Raw genomic sequence first — 14,561 nt, 5'->3', positions numbered from 1 at the left:
AACCCCCGACCAAGCCGCCCTGCTACGCCAACTCGGCGCCCCCCACGCCCAGGGCTACCTGTTCTCCCCACCCGTCCCCGCCCCCCGCATCGACGAACTCCTGCACACCACCCCCTGGCAACACGTCGCCTGAGCGGCTCCGCACGAGGCGTTCGTGCTCAGCGCCGATCGGCCCCGGTCCCAGGGCAGGCCGGACGAGCCGGGCGGGAACCACTCCGGGCACCGGTCAGCAGATTATGTACGGCACCGCCGGTACGGACTCGGACCTGCCTGTCCCGGCGCCGTCATCGCCGGGACAGGCGGGAGATCCCCGTTCAGGCCTTGGGGAGCGTCCTGCCGAGTTCGAGCATCGCCTCGGAGGCCGGGCCGCCCTCGGAGCGCTCGGTCTTGTAGCCGGCGACCTTCGGGGCGAGCGTCCGGGGATCGACCGCCTCGGAGGGGGCTCCGGTGGCGTACAGGCCGTCGGGCTGCTGGTCGCGGTCGTGCGGCAGCAGCCAGAACACCCGGCGGCGGAAGGTGCCGGAGGCCGCCGACGCCCTGGCGTCGGGCCCGATGACGGCGTATCCGACCATGCGGCCGTCGCGGTGGTACGGGGGTTTGCGCCTGCGGCTGGGCAGGCGGTCCAGGGACTGGCGGACGTAGTCGAGGGGCTCGATGTCCTCCAGCCAGACGAGCTCGGTCTCGTGGACGAGGTCCTCCGGGTCGATCAGCGCGCTCACGCGGCCTCCTTCGTCAGCCGCGCTCGTGGCACCGCGGTGTCCATGGTTCGCTCGCTCACGGCTGCTGCTCCTCGACGGGAAGGTCGGAGATCAGGCCGATCCCCGGGTAGAACTTGCGCGAGTTGGACAGGACCATCTGTCTGGGCGAGGCCAGCCCGACGGCTTCGCGGACGCGGGCGGCGAAGGCGCGGGCCGAGACGGGCGTGGCGCCCTCGAAACCGCACCAGCGTGCGTACTCGGTGTACAGGCGGGCTTGTTCGGCTCTCATACCGGAATCCAGTTTGCACGTCTCGGAGATGAACCGCCCGACGTGGTCCTCGGTCTCCGCGTAGGCGTCGGTGGCCAGCCGTACCCGCTGCGGGCCGCTCAGGTCCTTCTCGCCGAGCAGGTAGCGGCGGGCCCCCTCGACGAGCCAGGCGAGGATGCCCGGCCCCTCCTCCTGGACCAGGACGCGCGCCAGGTTGTCGATCTTGCGTTCCTCCGAGACGACCCGCTCGAACGGGATCAGCCGGATGCGCCGCCAGAACGCGAACCCCCCGCTGGTCACCTCGGGGCGGTGGTTGCCCAGCAGCCACAGGTGGTGGGTCGGGTCGAAGGAGAAGAAGTCCTGCCGCATCCGGCGGGCCTTGATCTTGTCACCGCCGGTCAGCAGCTTGACCCGGGCCTCGTCGAACTTGTCGCCCGGCTTGAGCTCGGAGCAGACGATGATGCGGCGGCCGTGCAGCTCGGCCAGGTCCGTGGGGTGGCCGTCGAACGTCTTGGCCATGAGGAATCCGGGCGGGGCCGCGTCGGCGTAGTCGCCCAGCAGCTGGAGCATCACCTCCAGCAGCACCGACTTGCCGTTCTTGCCCTGGCCGTACAGGAACGGCAGGACCTGCGCGCCGACGTCGCCGGTGACGGAGTAGCCGAGCAGGAGGTGCAGGAAGTCGACGGTCTGGCGGCCTTCGGCGTCGGTGCCGAAGATGTCGGCGAGGAAGCGCTCCCAGCGGGGGGTGGGCATGCGTTCGGGCGCCATCGTGGTGGAGCGGGAGTGGAAGTGCCGCGCCGGGTCCGGTGCGCTGATGACCCCGGTGCGCAGGTCGACGACTCCGGCGGGGGTGCACAGCGCGTACGGGTCGGCGTCCAGCAGCTCTGCGCCCAGCACCATGCCCGGGGCCGCCTTGGCCTGCGCCAGCAGCGCCTTCATGCCCGAGGTGGACAGCGAGCGGCGCCGGTGGCCGTGCAGGTCGCGGTCGCTGAAGATCCCGCGGACGTCCGTCACCGCGATGTTCTCGGCCATCTCCCCTGCGGCCCACACGACGGTGTCGCTCTCGTCGAGCTCCCAGCGGTGCCCCGCCCAGCGGTACCAGCCCAGGCCGGGGACGTGCCGGAAGTCCTTGCCGTACAGGCTCACGAACAGTTTGGCGTTGCCCCGGTCCGACAGCGAGTCCGGCAGCAGGCCCTCGCTGGTCGCCGCCGCGGGCGCCGTGGCCCGCGCGGGCTCCGCGACGCCGTTCCCGCCGGTCCGGTCGCCGCTTCCGGGGCTCCGGGGCTCCGCGGTGACGGGCAGCGACAGGTCGAGTATCTGCTGGGCGACGGCGGCCGGGTCGAAGCCCCCCTGCCCTGGTGAGGGATTCATCGATTGCCTTCGGCGTGGAGACCCCGGCGTTCGGCCCCGGGGTCGGTGGTCGGGCGTCCTTCGATGTGGAGCGGGTGGCGGGCCCCGGCCGCGATGCCTGCACGGATGATCTGGGCGCAGCGGCGCGTCTGGCCTGGGCGGGCCCGGTCCGCCGCGTCGGCGAGGAGCCCCTCGGCCTCGGCCTGCCCGAGATGGCCCGCCGCGACGAGGCCCCCGGCGGTGTAGGCGGCCACGTTGAGCTTGGCGGTGAACCCCGCGCCCTCGGGGACGGCCGCGCAGGCCAGCACCTCGCCCAGGATCCTGTCGAGCGCGCGCCAGGCCCCCGTACGGCCGCCGCCGGCCCTGACGACGGCCTGGCGGCCCCGGGGCGGCGCCATCACGGCCCGGGACGGCTGCGCCCGGGGGGCGGGCTGGGGACGGTGGCCGGTGCGCACCAGCTCCCGGGCCAGCCACTCGGGCAGGGGCGCGGGGACGCGGCGGTCGCCGAGCGGCGTGTAGACGCCGTCACCGGTGCGGGTGCCGGGGGCGATGATGTAGCCGCCGCCGGCCCTGACGTCGACCTGCCAGGCCAGGGCGCGGCCGGCGCCGGCCGCCGACCCGACGGAGCAGAGGAACGGGCCGGCGTCTCCTGCGCGGTACCACACGTGCATCCCGCCGGACGGCGTGCGGACCCGCAGCGTTGCGGAGTCCTGGGCGGGGTCGGGGGCTCCGCGCAGGGCGGCCAGCAGCGCGAGCGCGTGGAATCCGGTCGTCAGTCCGGTGAGGTCGACCTGGTCGGGGATCGGGATGCCCGGCAGGATCCGGTCGCGCTCCGGCACGGACGAGGGGTGGGCGTCGACGTCGATGACGACCAGGTCCGCGGGCCCGCAGGCGACGCCGACCCCGAAGGCCGGGTTGGCGGTCCACCAGGAGGTGATCAGGTCGGGGTCGGTGGTGGCGGCGTGGAAACCGTGGCACCAGCGCCCGGCCGCGAGGCAGGCACAGGAGGCCGGGGGGTGCCCGGCGCCCTGGCAGCGGCGGCAGTTGCCCGCCGGGGTCTTCCTGCCGGGCGCGAGCGGGTGGACCGGCCAGCCCCTCGCCGCGCACCAGCGCGCGACGGCGACGGACCGGTCTCGCCCGGCCTGCCGGTGATGGGCCTCGTCTGGCGGCGTCACTGCGTCCTTCCCGTCCGTGCGCTGGCCGTGAAAGCTCGGTTCGGTGCCCGGAACCCGTCGGTCGGAGGCCTCCCGGAGGGCCCGGCGGACCGGCGGTGTCTCCGGAGTGACTCAAGCGACCGAAGCGACTGAAGATCCGAACATCAGCACAGGCTAGCGGACAGTCGGTCTCCGGTGCGGGAACACGGCCGTGCGACGGTCATCGGTGAGCGAACAGGGAGAGAACCGGCGGACGGGGCCGCCCGGGACCGCCTGGACGGACCGGGACCGGCCGCCCGGTCCCGAGCTACCGAACCGCAGCGACCCAAACCGGCGGCAGCGACCGGAGCGGTTCGGTCGCTGCCGCCGGTCGCCGGGAGGGAGTCCCAGGTCACGGCCGGTTTTACCGCTGCAAAAGCGACTGAAGCGACTGAAGGACGGGGTCTATGACGCGCACACGCGCGGGTCAAGTTCCCGTCATATACCCGATCTCGAGTCGCTTGGGTCGCTGAGAGCTCCGGAAAGCGCCTCTGACCTGGTAATTCGTCAGCTACCGAACCGCAGCGACCGAACCGTCGCACAGTCACTGCCGGGTGCCGCCCTTGACCTCCGGCATGAAGAACGGCGACCCAAGCGACCGAAGCGACTCAAATCAGCAATTGTCGTGATGTTCCGGAGGAGGTCCAGGACTCCCGGGAGCCGGTCCGGCCCCCGGGAGGAGAGCCCCTCTCCGAGGCGGCGGAGCGGTCGGCGGGCCTGTGTCCGCGGACGGCCCGGAGAGCGGACAGGCCCGCCGGACACCGGTATCGGGCGGGAGTTTAACGATTGCCGGGCGCGGCAACCGGCCTGCACCCGCCGTGCACTCCGGGCGCTACGCCGCCTCGGCTTACTGGAGGACACGGGCCGCTCCGGCAGGGCCCGCACCGGCCACCCGGAACCACCGCAGCATCGGCCGGAGACCTGTCTCCGTCGTAAGGATCCGTGTTCTCCATGACGTTCTCCACCCGCCTCGCCGCCCGTGCCCTGACCGCCCTCCTGGGAGTGTCGCTGGTCTCAGGAACGGTCGTGGCGGCCGGAAGCGCCGCCTCCGCCGACAGCGGTGAGGGCCGGAAGGTCATGCTCAAGGGTTCGACCACCGCGTCCTACTACTGGGACGACGCCTCGGGCCGCAACGGTGACACCGGGCTGCCGGCGTCGGGCAAGCCGATGCAGAAGGGCCTGGCCGCCTCGCCGTCGTGGCCGCTGCTGACCGAGGGATATGTCGTCTACAAGGGCAAGAAGGCGCCGTTCTTCGTGGGCGACCGCGGCCCCGGTGAGCCGTCCACCCGCGGCATCATGCTCGACCTGGACGCCAAGACCTTCGCCGACCTGACCGGCGGGAGGTTCAACCCCGACACGCTCGCGGTGAACGGCAACGGCGGCAAAGGCCACATCGAGGTCGACTACGTGATCACCAAGTGGGGTCCGGGCGTCGGCAAGAAGAACCACCCGGTGCCGTTCGAGACCCGGGCCTGGTCCAGGAAGGACCGCGACCCGGCCGAGCCGGTCCTGCTCCGGACCCCGGCCAAGCCCGCCGAGGCCCCCGCCAAGACTCCTGCCAAGGCCGCTGCCAAGGCCCCTGAGGCTCCCGCCGCGGGCAAGGCCCCGCAGACCGTGCCGTCCACGCCGTCCACGCCGTCCGCGTCCACTCCCCCGGCGTCCCCGGCGCCGGAGCGCGCCGCGACGCAGGCGGGCAAGAGCGCTTCCGCCGTGGTGCAGACCCCCGCACCGACGACGCTCAAGGCCGACCCCGTCTCCGCCTCCGGTGAAGAGGGTCCCTCCGTCCCCACCGGCTTCGTCTTCGCCCTGCTGCTGGTGGCAGGCGTCGGCTCCTACGCCGGAGTCCGCCTCCTCAGCGCCCGCCTGCTCCGCGAGCGGGGCTGACCCGGACCGATCCCCTCCGCCCCCGCCCCGCCGTGCGCGGGGCCCCCCGAGGCCGCCACCGGACGTCCGGTGGCGGCCTCGGCGCGTTCCGCGACCGGGAGTCTCAGCCCCGGGTCTCAGCCCCGGGTCCCGGCCCCCGCAGGGCCGCCCCACAGCGTCCGGCGGAAGTTGCCCCAGAAGCGGGCGCTGTCGTTGGCCCGCGGGAACGGCCCGGCGGGGACGGGCACGCCCAGGAACGCGCAGAGCGGCTCCCACCCCTGCTCCACGCGGTAGACCAGCAGCCGCTCCGGCGGCAGGGAGCGCCGCACCTCGGCGTTGTGCCGCTCGAAGTAGCGGATCGCGCTGTCGCGGTCGAAGCCGATGTCGCGGCGGTCGCGGTTGAGCACGCTCAGCATGCGGATGAAGGTGGCCGCCCGGCTCCCGGAGGGCAGGGCGCGCAGCACCGGCCCGGCCAGGGGGTGCCGGAGCAGGAGGGGCAGCCTGAAGATGGTCTTCCGGGCGCTCTCGTACCAGGCCTCCGGATCGCGCTCGGTGAGGATCACCTTCGCCGCGGGATGGGCGGCCGCCAGTTCCCTCCAGTAGGCGGCGGCGGGGAAGTCCACGCACGCCCGGTAGCCGCGGAGGACCTCGTCCCAGTCGCGGGTCCGCCCCTCCGCCACGTCGATCCACTGGCGTATCCGCGCCACACTGCCGACCACCTCGTACATGTGGTAGCAGGGATCGAACCCCAGCCGTTCGAGTGCGACTTTGAGGGAACTGGTTCCGGTCCGTCCCAGCCCCGCGCCGATGACCTGCAGCATGCCTCCAGCGTCTCACCGGACGTCCGGGCGGGGCAGCCCCCGCCCGGACGTCCCGGGGCCGGGGGTCAGACGGTGAAGCCGCCGACCAGGTCGCGCAGGGAGCGGCTCATGCCGGCGAGTTCGGCGGCGGCGTGGCGGGATTCGGCGACGCCTTCGGTGGTGACGGCGGTGGCCTGGGCGACGCCGGCGATGTTGGCGGCGATCTCGTCGCTGGAGGCGGCGGCGTCGGCGACGTTGCGGTTCATCTCGCCGGTGGTGGCGGTCTGTTCCTCGACGGCGGCGGCGATGGCGCTCTGGTGGTCGTCGATGCGGCCGGTGATGGCGCTGATGCGGTCGATGGCCTGGATCGCGCCGGTGACGTCGGCCTGGATGGCGGTGATGCGGCGGGCGATGTCCTCGGTGGCCTTGGCGGTCTCCTGGGCGAGGTCTTTGACCTCGCCGGCGACGACGGCGAAGCCCTTGCCGGATTCGCCGGCGCGGGCGGCCTCGATGGTGGCGTTGAGGGCGAGCAGGTTGGTCTGCTCGGCGATGGAGGTGATGGTCTTGACGACGTTGCCGATCTCGGTGCTGGAGGCGCCCAGGCGGGTCATGAGGGTGTTGGTGGTGGTGGCGGCGGTGACGGCTTCGGTGGTGACGGAGGCGGCTTGGGAGGTGCTGGTGGAGATGTCGCGGATGGCGGCGCCCATCTCCTCGCCGCCGGCGGCGACGATGCGGACGTTGTGGGAGACGTCGGCTGCGGCGGCGGCGACGAGGCCGGACTGGGCGCTGGCCTCTTCGGCGGAGGCGGCGATGCGTTCGGAGACCTGGGACAGGTGTGCGGAGGAGTCGGCCAGTGCGTCGCTGTGGGCGATGACGGTGGAGACGGTGGTGCGCAGGGACTCGGTGGTGTCGTCCAGCGCGCGGCCGAGGCGGCCGAGTTCGTCGCGGCGGGTCATGCCCAGGCGGACGGTCAGGTCGCCGCGGGCCACCCGGGCCAGGGCGTCCATCACGACGGTCAGCGGGCGTACCACCGAGCGGGTCACCCGGACGCTGAGCACCGCGGCCAGCAGCAGCGCGGCCGCCAGCGTGCCCCACAGCACCTTCTGGCTGGTGCCGTCGATCTGCGCGGCCTCCTTCTCCAGCGCGGCGATGCGGTCGCTGAGCGACTTCTGCAGGCTCTGGGTGATCTCGAGGCCGGTGGCCCACGCGTCGCTGGCGGGACCGCCGTTGATGTTCTCCATGGCGGCGGTGCGGCTCTCGACCGTGTCCTGGGCGAGCAGCGCCATCACCTTGTCGTCCTCGACGAAGAACTGGTCCCAGGCGGGCTCCAGCTTGTCGAACTGCGCCCGCTCGGCCGGGGTCAGGTACTCGACCCGGGTGTTCTCCAGGGTCTCGTACAGGGACTTCTTGGCGTAGAGCTCCCCCTCGCGGTTCATCGAGTCGGCCGCGGTGGCGGCCTTGCCGCCCATGGCGGTGCCGGCGTCGGCGGCCACGAGGCCCTGCCAGCCGGTGAGGTCGGCGACGTGGTAGGCGAAGGTCTGGATGTCGTCCTCGACCTGCTCCAGCCGGTCCATCCGCACGGTGAGGTCGGCCTGGCGGTGCAGCGCCCACTGGCCGACGCCGACGGAGAGGGCGATGAGCAGCGAGACCAGGGTGAACGACAGGCCGAGCCGCCTGCCGACCCCCAGATTGTCCACACGCGACATGGCGGGTTCTTCCTCACGATCGAATGGATGCCGCGCTCCGGCGGCGATGGGATGACCGGCGGTTTCCGGCGGGCTCCAGGAGCCCGCCGCGGGTCCGCCACCCGGCCGGGCTCAGCCGTCCTGGGGCAGTTCGAACCAGACCACGCGCCCCGGGCCGCCGTCGCCGGACTGGCCCCAGCGGGTGGCGCACAGCTCCACGATGGCCAGGCCGCGCCCGCCGGGGAGCTGCTCGGCCTCGGGGTCGAGCGGGCGCACCCGGGGAGCCAGCGCGCTCCCGCCGTCGGTTACCTCCACCCGCAGGAAGGCGCCGCGCAGGTAGACGCTGACCTCGAAGAAGCCGTCGGCGCCGCTGCGGGTGTGCTGGACGGCGTTGGTGGCGAGCTCGGAGGTCATCAGGACGGCCTGCTCCGTGGCGGCGCGGCCGGCGGCCGCCAGCGCCACGAACCGGCGGGCCTGCCGTATCTGGTCGGGCAGGCCCGCGAAGCGGCGGCGCATCAGGAGCGTCATGGCGCTGGAGCCGTCCGGGCGGGGGTCCGCGACGGCGGTGGGGGCGGTGTCGCCGGGCGGCCTCGCGGCGCGGGCGGAGTCGTTGTTCTCAGGCATGGTCGTCACGCGGTCAGATGAGCGCGATGTCCTGTTCCACGGAGGTCGCCGTCAGATACAGCTCGAACCACGTCTCGTCGTCCACCGAGGCGGGGATCCACGAGGAGCGCACCTGGTGGCGCTCCTCCTCGTACTGCAGCGCGAAGACACGCAGCTCGCGTATCCAGCGAGAATCGACCTTCTGGACGATCACATCGAAGTCCGGCATCGCCGTGTCTCCTCAATCCGTTGAGAAATCTCTTCGTCAATCCCTTGACGCCGGTCCCCCGCCTCCCGTCCTGGGAATGGGTCGCCACTCCGACATTCGGCAGGGGAGGAGCCGACTGAAGTTGCCGGTCGGGTGCTTTTCGGGAGCGATCTCCACCGGGCCGCCCATCACCACGTAATGAATTCGGTTGGTAACATTCCGACATGAGGTGTCCGGGCAGGGGGGTCCGGTTCGCACCTCGTGCCGGGCGGCCGCGTGCGACCGCCCGGACAGGGGGCAGAGATCGGGTGGTGGACGCTGGTGCAGCCTCGCGTGCTTGTGATCGAGGACGAGGAGGACGTCCGCGATCTCCTGCAACGTCACCTCAACGGCCTGGGATGCCAGGTCCGGACCGCCGAGAACGGTGAGATCGGCCTGCTCCTGGCCGTCAGCGATCCTCCGGACCTGGTCGTCCTCGACATCCGCCTTCCCGGAGTCGACGGCAGGGAGGTGGCCCGGACCCTGCAGAGCGACCCGCGCACCCGCGACTGCAGGATCGTCGTCACGTCGGTCCTCGACGCCGAGGACCTCCTCGACATCAACGCCGACGCCGTACTCCCCAAGCCGTTCCGGCGCGCAGACGTCAAGAAAGCCGTGGACTCACTATGGGAGGTGAACTGACGCGATGGCCACCATTCTCATCGCCGAGGACGACGCCGACATCCGCGACCTCGTCGTTTTCAAGCTGGAGCAGAGCGGCCACACCGTCATCCCGGTGGGTGACGGCCGGTCGGCGCTGCGGATGGCCCACGAGCAGGACCCCGACATCGTCCTGCTGGACGTCATGATGCCCGGAATGTCGGGCATCGACGTCTGCCGCGAACTGCGCAGGGACGCGCAGACGGCGGAGCTGCCGATCATCCTCCTGACCGCCCGCGCCCAGGAGAGCGACGTGGAGAACGGGCTGACCGCCGGCGCCGACGACTACATCGTCAAACCGTTCAGCCCGCGCGTGCTCGCCGAGCGCGTCCAGTCCGTCCTGACCAGGACGCGGGCTTGAGCACGGCCGACCTGGTCTCCGTCACACTGGCGCTGCTGCTGTACGCGGTGAGCATGCTCGGGGCGGTGATCGTCACCGGCCGGGTCGTGCGCCGCCGCCGGGACCGGCGCGACGCGCGGCTGGCCGCCGAGGCCCGCCCGCACCTGCTGGAGCTCACCGGCGGCGACGCCGACATCGACGAGCCGCTGCGGCGGCTGGCCGCGCTGGACCGGCGCCGCTGGAAGGCGGTCCAGCCCAGCGCGACCTCGCTGCTCGGCAAGGTCAGCGGCCACGCCCACGCGGCGCTGGTGCGCCTGTTCGAGGAGCGCGGCATCGCCCGCGACGCCCTGCGCGACCTGACCCGGCGCGGCGCGGTACGGCGGGCCGCCGCCGCGCACGTGCTGGGCCTCATGCACCACGCCGAGGCCGTCCCCGCCCTGGTCCGCCTGCTGTCGGACCGCAACCCCGAGGTGCGGGCCGTCGCCGCGCGGGCCCTGGGGCAGGTCGGCGCGCCCGAGGCGGCGGGGCCGCTCCTGGAGTGCCTGTCCGGCGGCGGCCGGGTCCCCTTCGACCTGGTCGCCCAGTCGCTGATCCGGATCGGGCCGGCCGCCCGGCCGGCGCTGGACCGGGCGCTCTCGCACTCCGATCCGGCGGTCCGCGCCATCGCCGCGGAGGTGCTCGGCCTCATCGGCTCCGTCGGCTCGGTCGCGGCGCTGGTCCGCGTCCTGTCCGTGGACCCGTCCGTCGACGTGCGGACGCGGGCCGCGCGCTCGCTCGGCCGGCTGGGCACCCCGGCGTGCCTGGCCGCCCTCACCGACGCCACCGGGCTGGCCCACCCGCAGGCGGTGCGGGCGGAGGCGGCGGGTGCGCTGGGCGACATCGGCGCCGCCGGCGCGGTGCCGGCGCTGCGCGCGCTCCTGCCCGACTACCACTACCGGGTCGCGCACAACGCCGCCATGTCCCTGACCCGCCTCGGCCCGTCGGCCGAGGCGGCGCTGCGCGAGGTCGCCGACGGGACGCTGGGCGTGCGGGCCGCCGGCCACGCCCGGGAGGCCCTGGCCGTACTGGCCCTCGCCGAGGGGCGCCTGCCGAGGCCGGCTCCGGCGACATGAGCGCGGCTGCGCTCGCCGCCTCGGGCGCAGCGGACGTGCCCGCCGTCCTGGACGCGCTCGCGGGCGGCGTGCGGTGGCTGCTGGCCGCCTGCAGCGGTGCGGTGATGGTCTACTTCGTCTGCGTCAACACCAGCTACCTGGTGCTCATCGCGCTGGCGGCCTGGGACTCCGTCCACTACCACCGGCGCCTCGCCTTCACCGGCTACGACGACATCTACGCCAACCCGCTCAACCCGGCCATCACCGTGATCATGCCCGCGTACAACGAGGAGGCGGGCATCGTGGAGGCCGTGCGCGCGATGCTCTCGCTGCGCTACCCGAACTTCGAGATCGTCGTGGTCGACGACGGCTCCCGCGACGGCACGTTCGACCGGCTGCGGAAGGAGTACGACCTGGTCGAGGTGGAGCGGGTGCTGCCCGACGACATCCCGACGCGCGGCCGGGTGCTGTCCACCCACGTCCCCGCCACCGGCTCGACGTCCCTGCTGGTGGTCCGCAAGGCCAACAGCGGCCGGGCCGACGCGCTCAACGTGGGCATCAACTTCGCCCAGCACCCGCTGGTCTGCATGGTCGACGCCGACTCCCTGCTGGATCCCGGGTCCCTGCTCTCGGTGGCCAAGCCCTTCGCCGACGACCCGCTGCGCGTCGTCGCCACCGGCGGGGTGATCCGGATCGCCAACGGCTGCGAGGTGGTCGCCGGGCGGGTCACCAAGGTGCGCATGCCGCGCTCCTGGCTGGTCCGCATCCAGGTGATCGAGTACCTGCGGGCCTTCCTGCTGGGCCGCACCGGCTGGTCGCGGCTCGGCGGCCTGCTGATCATCTCCGGGGCGTTCGGCCTGTTCCGGCGGGACGTCGTCGTCGAGATCGGCGGGCTGGACCCCGACTCGATCGGCGAGGACGCCGAGCTCGTCACGCGGCTGCACCGGTACATGAGGGACCGCGGCCGCGACTACCGGATCGTGTTCGTCTCCGAGCCGGTCTCCTGGACCGAGGCGCCGTCCTCGCTCGCGGTGCTGGCCCGGCAGCGGCGCCGCTGGTCGCGCGGGCTGGCCGAGCTGGCGTGGAAGCACCGGAGGATGTTCGGCAACCCCCGCTACGGCCGGATCGGGCTGCTGGCCCTGCCGTACTACGTGATCTTCGAGCTCTGCGCGCCGCTGGTGAGCCTGAGCGGCCTGGTCCTGGTCCCGCTCGGCGTGCTGGTCGGCGCCGTGGACATCCCCTTCGCCGTCGTCGTCATGCTCGCCTCGTACGGCTACTCGCTGCTCGTCGCCTTCGTGGCGCTGGCCGTGGAGGAGTACGCCTTCCACCGCTACACCCGCTGGCGGGACCTGGGCGCCGCCGCGCTGGCCGCGCTGGCCGAGAACTTCGGATACCGCCAGTTCAACGCCTGGTGGGGGGTGCAGGGGATCTTTGCGGCGCTGCGCCGTACACAGCAGGTGTGGGGGGTAATGACGCGGGAGGGGTTCTCCGCCCAGGGCGGGCCCACGGGAGGAAGAAAGCGATGAAGTGGCTGAACCGCAGTGTGGGTAACGCCCTGCGCAACACGTTCGCGCTGCTCGTCTCCCTCGTCCTGCTGTCCGGGATCGTCGCGGCGGTCGAGTCGCAGCGGCACGGCGCCGCCCTCGACCGGCTCGTCGAGTACAACGTCCCGCTCCGGCTGAACAACTTCAAGCTCCGCTCGACCATGGGCGACGCCACCCGCGGGCTCCGCAACCACCTGCTGTTCGAGCAGCCCAAGACCACCTACCTGCAGGCCCGCAACTCCTACCGGCCGTTCCTGGACGCCCTGGTCAGCCAGGCCGACCAGCCCGAGGAGCGCAGGCTGGTCGGCGACCTGGAGCGGAAGGTCGTCGACTGGTTCGCCTACGCGTCCCAGGCCGAGCGGCTGCGGCCGGGCGAGCCCGAGGTCCCCGAGTACGCCGAGGGCAGCCGGATGCGCTACGAGGCGATCCTGCGCGCCGGCGACGCACTGGAGACCCATCTGGGGCGCCGGACCGAGGCCCTGTACGAGGAGAGCAAGCGCGAGCGCCTCTGGGGCCTGGCCGGGGTGGTCGTCTTCGCGCTCGCCGCCGTGGTGCTGGCCCTGGTCGTCGCCGTGCGCACCTACCGGGCGCTGGTGCCGCCGCTGGGGGTCATGGGCGAGACGCTGCGGCGGCTGACCGCCGGGGAGCACGAGACCCGGATGCCCGACGTGGGGGGACCGACCGAGATCCGCCAGCTGGGCTCGGCCATCAACCTGCTCGCCGAGGAGAGCGACCGGCTGCGCCGCGCGGAGCGGGAGCGCGCCCGCCTGGCCGAGGTGGCCTACGAGACCGCCGCCCGCATCCGCCAGACCCTCGACGCCGACGCGGTGGTCCGCGAGGCGGCGTCGCTGCTGGGCGCCCGGCTCCCCGCCGACCAGGTGTTCATCCAGCTGGTCCGGGACGGCACGATCGGCCCCGCCGAGCTGGAGTGGGCGGGCGGCCGGATCGCCGACCAGGGCACCGCGCTGCTGCCCGTCCCCTCCGAGCAGGCCGAGCGGCTCTACCTGCAGGGCGCGGCCTCCAGCGGGTCCACCCTGGACCCGCCCTCCTACGTGCCCGAGACGGCCGTCCGGGCGCTGCGGCTGCTCGGCGACCGGCAGTACCTCTTCGTGCCCTTCGGCGCGGGCGGGCAGCTGCTCGGCACGATCCTGCTCACCCGGGACAACTCCCGCGGGCCGTGGCAGACCGAGGAGATCGAGGCGGTCAAGAGCGTCGGGACCGATCTGGGACGCGGCCTGGAGCAGGCCCGCCTGTACGGCCGCGAACGGGAGCTGGTGGAGGAGCTGCGCGCGCTGGACGCGGCCAAGACCGACTTCATGTCCACCGTCTCCCACGAGCTGCGCTCGCCGCTGACCAGCATCGCCGGCTACCTGGAGATCCTGCGCGACGAGGACGCCGGGGACATCAACCCCGCCCAGGACCGCATGCTCGACGCCATCGAGCGCAACACCACCCGGCTGCGGCTGCTCATCGAGGACCTGCTGACCCTGTCGCGCATCGAGTCGGGCGCCTTCCGCACCGTCAAGCAGCGCACGGACCTGTGCGCCGTCGTGGAGGGCGCGGTCACCTCCATGCGGCCCGCCGCGGCCAAGGCCGCGGTCGAGCTGGACATGGACTGCCCCACCGGCTCGCTCATGATCGACGGGGACCCGAACCAGCTCGACCGCGCCATGGTCAACCTGCTGTCCAACGCCGTCAAGTTCACCCGGGCGGGCGGGCGGGTGGAGGTGCTGGTCACCCTGGAGGACGGCTACGGGGTGGTGCGGGTCTCCGACACCGGAATCGGCATCCCGGCGGACGAGATGCAGCGGCTGTCCACCCGCTTCTTCCGCGCCTCCAACGCCACCGAGCTGTCGATCCCCGGCACGGGGCTGGGCCTGTCCATCGTGCGCAGCATCGTCGCCAACCACTCGGGCACCTTCGACCTGCAGTCGCGGGAGGGGGAGGGCACCACGGTGACGATGCGGATCCAGACGTGCACCGCCAAACTCGCCGCCGACGGCGACGGGAGCGGCGACGGGAGCGGTGGAGCCGGGGCCGGTGGGGCTGCCGGTGAGCCCGCCGAGGCGGGCGAGGGGGCCTGACCGCCTTCCCGCGTACGGCGGGCGCGCCGTCCTGCGCGGACACCGGCGCACCGTCTCACGAGTACGGCATGCGCTGACCGCGCGGGCCACCGGCGCACCGCCGTTCCGGGTACGGCGGGCGGCCTGTCGTACGGG

The 14,561-nt window shown here is 73.1% G+C and carries 13 protein-coding genes; 6 read left to right on the top strand and 7 right to left on the bottom strand.

The features are described from left to right. Positions 1-314: 314 nt before the first annotated feature. From HS048_RS36470 to HS048_RS36460, 3 genes are read right to left on the bottom strand one after another with little or no spacing between them, the layout of a single operon-like run. Positions 315-719, bottom strand: a complete 405-nt coding sequence (locus HS048_RS36470) for a DUF6009 family protein (RefSeq protein WP_068904600.1) — start codon at positions 717-719, stop codon at positions 315-317. 55 nt (positions 720-774) lie between these two features. After that, positions 775-2,337 carry a phage/plasmid primase, P4 family gene (locus HS048_RS36465; RefSeq protein WP_196470371.1) on the bottom strand — a complete coding sequence of 521 codons (1,563 nt, stop codon included), beginning with the start codon at positions 2,335-2,337 and terminating at the stop codon, positions 775-777. Next, on the bottom strand, positions 2,334-3,491 hold the full coding sequence (locus tag HS048_RS36460) for a bifunctional DNA primase/polymerase (RefSeq protein ID WP_196470370.1): 1,158 nt from the start codon (positions 3,489-3,491) through the stop codon (positions 2,334-2,336). Before HS048_RS36460 ends, HS048_RS36465 begins: the two co-directional genes overlap by 4 nt. Positions 3,492-4,460: 969 nt before the next feature. Between HS048_RS36460 and HS048_RS37950 the strand changes: the two genes are divergently transcribed. Continuing rightward, positions 4,461-5,393 (top strand): hypothetical protein, encoded by a 933-nt coding sequence (locus HS048_RS37950; RefSeq protein WP_374058809.1) that lies wholly within the window; start codon positions 4,461-4,463, stop codon positions 5,391-5,393. Positions 5,394-5,509: 116 nt separating this feature from the next. Here the strand turns inward: HS048_RS37950 and HS048_RS36450 are convergent, their stop codons facing one another. From HS048_RS36450 to HS048_RS36435, 4 genes are all read right to left on the bottom strand, one after another. Next, the gene (locus HS048_RS36450; protein WP_196470369.1) at positions 5,510-6,193 is read right to left on the bottom strand and encodes a sulfotransferase family protein; all 684 of its coding nucleotides are present in this window, start codon (positions 6,191-6,193) and stop codon (positions 5,510-5,512) included. 65 nt (positions 6,194-6,258) lie between these two features. After that, complete coding sequence (locus tag HS048_RS38640; protein WP_196470368.1) at positions 6,259-7,878, bottom strand: methyl-accepting chemotaxis protein; 1,620 nt, start codon at positions 7,876-7,878, stop codon at positions 6,259-6,261. 111 nt (positions 7,879-7,989) lie between these two features. Next, entirely contained in the window at positions 7,990-8,481 is a 492-nt protein-coding gene (locus HS048_RS36440; RefSeq protein WP_230882666.1) for an ATP-binding protein, read from the bottom strand. A gap of 13 nt (positions 8,482-8,494) precedes the next feature. After that, positions 8,495-8,689 carry a hypothetical protein gene (locus HS048_RS36435; protein ID WP_068903941.1) on the bottom strand — a complete coding sequence of 65 codons (195 nt, stop codon included), beginning with the start codon at positions 8,687-8,689 and terminating at the stop codon, positions 8,495-8,497. Positions 8,690-9,001: 312 nt separating this feature from the next. Between HS048_RS36435 and HS048_RS36430 the strand changes: the two genes are divergently transcribed. Genes HS048_RS36430 through HS048_RS36410 form a run of 5 tightly spaced genes read left to right on the top strand, consistent with a single transcriptional unit; the run spans position 9,002 to position 14,426 of the window. Beyond that, complete coding sequence (locus HS048_RS36430) at positions 9,002-9,349, top strand: response regulator (RefSeq protein WP_196470367.1); 348 nt, start codon at positions 9,002-9,004, stop codon at positions 9,347-9,349. Between the two features lie 4 nt (positions 9,350-9,353). Further along, entirely contained in the window at positions 9,354-9,728 is a 375-nt protein-coding gene (locus HS048_RS36425) for a response regulator transcription factor (RefSeq protein WP_068903944.1), read from the top strand. Then, positions 9,725-10,819 (top strand): HEAT repeat domain-containing protein, encoded by a 1,095-nt coding sequence (locus HS048_RS36420; RefSeq protein ID WP_196470366.1) that lies wholly within the window; start codon positions 9,725-9,727, stop codon positions 10,817-10,819. The genes HS048_RS36425 and HS048_RS36420 overlap by 4 nt, the downstream gene beginning before the upstream one ends. Continuing rightward, a complete protein-coding gene (locus HS048_RS36415) occupies positions 10,816-12,324 on the top strand; it encodes a glycosyltransferase family 2 protein (protein WP_196470365.1) in 1,509 nt (502 codons plus the stop codon). Before HS048_RS36420 ends, HS048_RS36415 begins: the two co-directional genes overlap by 4 nt. Next, entirely contained in the window at positions 12,321-14,426 is a 2,106-nt protein-coding gene (locus HS048_RS36410) for a cell wall metabolism sensor histidine kinase WalK (RefSeq protein WP_196470364.1), read from the top strand. Before HS048_RS36415 ends, HS048_RS36410 begins: the two co-directional genes overlap by 4 nt. Positions 14,427-14,561 lie beyond the last annotated feature (135 nt).

Source organism: Planomonospora sp. ID91781, assembly GCF_015711595.1.
Taxonomy (GTDB): domain Bacteria; phylum Actinomycetota; class Actinomycetes; order Streptosporangiales; family Streptosporangiaceae; genus Planomonospora; species Planomonospora parontospora.
Note: the sequence above shows the minus strand (reverse complement) of the source record. Positions and strands in the feature narration are given on the sequence as shown.

Excerpts from the sequence above, each read along its gene's own strand:
- HS048_RS36415 (WP_196470365.1), top strand. The coding sequence starts at position 10,816 with ATGAGCGCGGCTGCGCTCGCCGCCTCGGGCGCAGCGGACGTGCCCGCC.
- HS048_RS36440 (WP_230882666.1), bottom strand. The coding sequence starts at position 8,481 with ATGCCTGAGAACAACGACTCCGCCCGCGCCGCGAGGCCGCCCGGCGAC.
- HS048_RS36410 (WP_196470364.1), top strand. The coding sequence starts at position 12,321 with ATGAAGTGGCTGAACCGCAGTGTGGGTAACGCCCTGCGCAACACGTTC.
- HS048_RS38640 (WP_196470368.1), bottom strand. The coding sequence starts at position 7,878 with ATGTCGCGTGTGGACAATCTGGGGGTCGGCAGGCGGCTCGGCCTGTCG.
- HS048_RS36465 (WP_196470371.1), bottom strand. The coding sequence starts at position 2,337 with ATGAATCCCTCACCAGGGCAGGGGGGCTTCGACCCGGCCGCCGTCGCC.
- HS048_RS37950 (WP_374058809.1), top strand. The coding sequence starts at position 4,461 with ATGACGTTCTCCACCCGCCTCGCCGCCCGTGCCCTGACCGCCCTCCTG.
- HS048_RS36425 (WP_068903944.1), top strand. The coding sequence starts at position 9,354 with ATGGCCACCATTCTCATCGCCGAGGACGACGCCGACATCCGCGACCTC.
- HS048_RS36450 (WP_196470369.1), bottom strand. The coding sequence starts at position 6,193 with ATGCTGCAGGTCATCGGCGCGGGGCTGGGACGGACCGGAACCAGTTCC.
- HS048_RS36435 (WP_068903941.1), bottom strand. The coding sequence starts at position 8,689 with ATGCCGGACTTCGATGTGATCGTCCAGAAGGTCGATTCTCGCTGGATA.